Origin of the sequence: Streptomyces phytophilus (assembly GCF_013870535.1) — a bacterium.
In the GTDB taxonomy this organism is placed as follows: domain Bacteria; phylum Actinomycetota; class Actinomycetes; order Streptomycetales; family Streptomycetaceae; genus Streptomyces; species Streptomyces phytophilus.
This window is the reverse complement of record NZ_JACBXC010001034.1, coordinates 1-2,189: the sequence shown is the minus strand read 5'-3', so window position 1 is coordinate 2,189 and position 2,189 is coordinate 1. Positions and strand designations below refer to the sequence as shown.

General features: G+C 68.7%; 3 protein-coding genes. 2 read left to right on the top strand and 1 reads right to left on the bottom strand.

The window, feature by feature from the left end:
• Window positions 1-29: 29 nt before the first annotated feature.
• Entirely contained in the window at window positions 30-917 is an 888-nt protein-coding gene (locus tag H5J30_RS28700; RefSeq protein ID WP_309505658.1) for an SAM-dependent methyltransferase, read from the bottom strand.
• A gap of 208 nt (window positions 918-1,125) precedes the next feature.
• Here H5J30_RS28700 and H5J30_RS28695 point away from each other — a divergent pair, with 208 nt between their 5' ends.
• Window positions 1,126-1,551, top strand: a complete 426-nt coding sequence (locus tag H5J30_RS28695; RefSeq protein ID WP_181790194.1) for a nuclear transport factor 2 family protein — start codon at window positions 1,126-1,128, stop codon at window positions 1,549-1,551.
• A 116-nt stretch (window positions 1,552-1,667) separates the two neighbouring features.
• Window positions 1,668-2,189: beta-ketoacyl synthase N-terminal-like domain-containing protein (locus H5J30_RS28690; protein ID WP_181790193.1), on the top strand; the 522-nt coding region annotated here is incomplete at its 3' end.

The window sequence follows — 2,189 nt, the reverse complement described above, 5'->3', positions numbered from 1 at the left end:
CGGCATCGGCTCGATACCGGCGCGCTCGGTCAGATCGCCGAGGCCACCACGTAGTCGAGGGACTTCAGCTCTTCGGTGAGCAGGTCCTGGTCGCGGTGGGCGATGGCGACCATCTTGTAGAAGAGCTTGCTGGACCGCTTCTTGAACTCCGGGTCCTGGAGGCGGCGCACGTGGTACTCGCGCCACGGCTCGTAGACCTCGTCGCGGATCGTCCGCACCTCGACGCCCTCGAAGCCCTTGGACTCCATGATCTCGCCGTACTTCTTCCGCGGGTACCAGTTGGCGTCGTCGATCATGACCCGGATCCACTTGATGGCGTGCGACCGGATGTCCGCCTTGGGCTTGCCGCCCTCCATCGGGATGATGTCGGCGGTCACCAGCACGCCGCCCGGGCGCAGCACGCGGTACGCCTCGGCGAAGAAGTCCGCGCGGGTGTCGAAGTGGAAGGCCGACTCCAGGGCCACCACCTTGTCGACGCTGTTGTCCGGCAGCGGGATCGCCGTCGCCGACCCCTCGCGGAAGTCGATCCGGTCCAGCAGCCCGCGCTCCCGGGCACGGTCCGTGGCGATCCGGATGTGCACCTTGGTGATGTTGATGCCGATGATCTTGCTCGGCCCGTACTTGTCGATCCAGTGGAAGTCCTGGTCGCCGTAGCCGAAGCCGACGTCCAGGACGGTGTCGTCCGGCTTGAACCCGGCCGTGTCGGCCAGCTCGTCGGCGAGGGCCTGCGCCGCCTCGTCGAGCTTCGTGCACCCCGGCCAGTAGCCGAGGTTGTAGTAGTTGGTGTCCTCGACGACCAGCCGGTCCGGCGGGTACATCTCGTACAGCCGCGCTGTCTTCTTCTCCGGGTCGGACGTCGTACGGACCAGGAAGAGGTTTCCCAGCATCCGCAAGTCCTGCCACAGTGACGACTTCACAACGGCAATCCCTTTCTGCGATCGGGCGCCGACCGAGACGGCCGCGGAATCCACATCTGAAGAAGACCGAAGCTAGGAGCGCCGTCTAAAGACGGCCTTGGTCCGAACTAGTCCAGCGCCAACGGCTTTGGCGGCGCTTTGGCGGCTGCGCCGAACATGCTCCTGCCGGGCGCGGACAGGGCCGCACCGCCGTCGTGAAGGAGCACAGATGCTGGACGAGGACGCGCGCAAACGAGTCGCTCTGGACTACTGCCGGCGGATCGGCGAGGGCGACGTCGACGGCGTCCTCACCCTCTTCGCCGACCCGCTCCACGTCGAGGACCCGGTCGGCGACAAGACCTTCACCGCACGCTCCGAGTACCGCGCCCACATCGCCCGGCTGGTCTCGTACGGCGTCCACGAGGTCCCCGGCACCCCGGTCGCCGGCCTCGACCGCGAGCACGTCGCCCTGCCCATCACCGTGGAGCTGCGCCCGGAGGGCGTGCCGCAGGGCAAGTTCGTACGCATCTCCCTGATCGCGGTCATGCGCATCGGCGGGGACGGCCTCATCCGCCACATGCGGGTCATCAGCGGCCGGACGGACATGTCGCTGCACGACGCCGCCGAGGCCGCGGACGCCGCACGGTTCGTGTGAGGGCGCGGGGGCCGGGGCGTCCGGGCTTCGGCGATTCTTAGGGACCCCTTTAGCCGCCGTGCCGACACTCCCCGAAAGTGCGCCTTCGCCTTTCGTCACAACGGGAACGAGAGCGGATGTCCAAGGAAGAGAAGCTCGTCGAGTACCTGAAGTGGGTCACCGCCGAGCTGCATGAGGCCCAGCAGCGGCTGTCCGTCCTGGAGACCGGGGACCGGGAGCCGCTGGCGATCGTGTCGATGGCCTGCCGGTACCCGGGCGGGGTGCGTTCGCCCGAGGACCTGTGGCAGCTGGTCGCGGACGGCTCCGACGCGATCTCCGGATTCCCCCTGAACCGCGGCTGGGAGCTGGACGGCCTCTTCGACGCCGATCCCGACCGGTCCGGTACGAGCTACGCCCGCGAGGGCGGCTTCCTGCACGACGCCGCCGCCTTCGACGCGGCGTTCTTCGAGATCAGCCCGCGGGAGGCCACGGCCACGGACCCGCAGCAGCGGCTCCTCCTGGAGGCCGCCTGGGAGGCGTTCGAACGGGCGGACCTGGACCCGCACAGCCTGCGGGGCACCAGGACCGGAGTCTTCGCGGGCGTCATGTACAGCGACTACGTCGCCCGGCTCATGGACCGGCTGCCCCCGGGGTTCGAC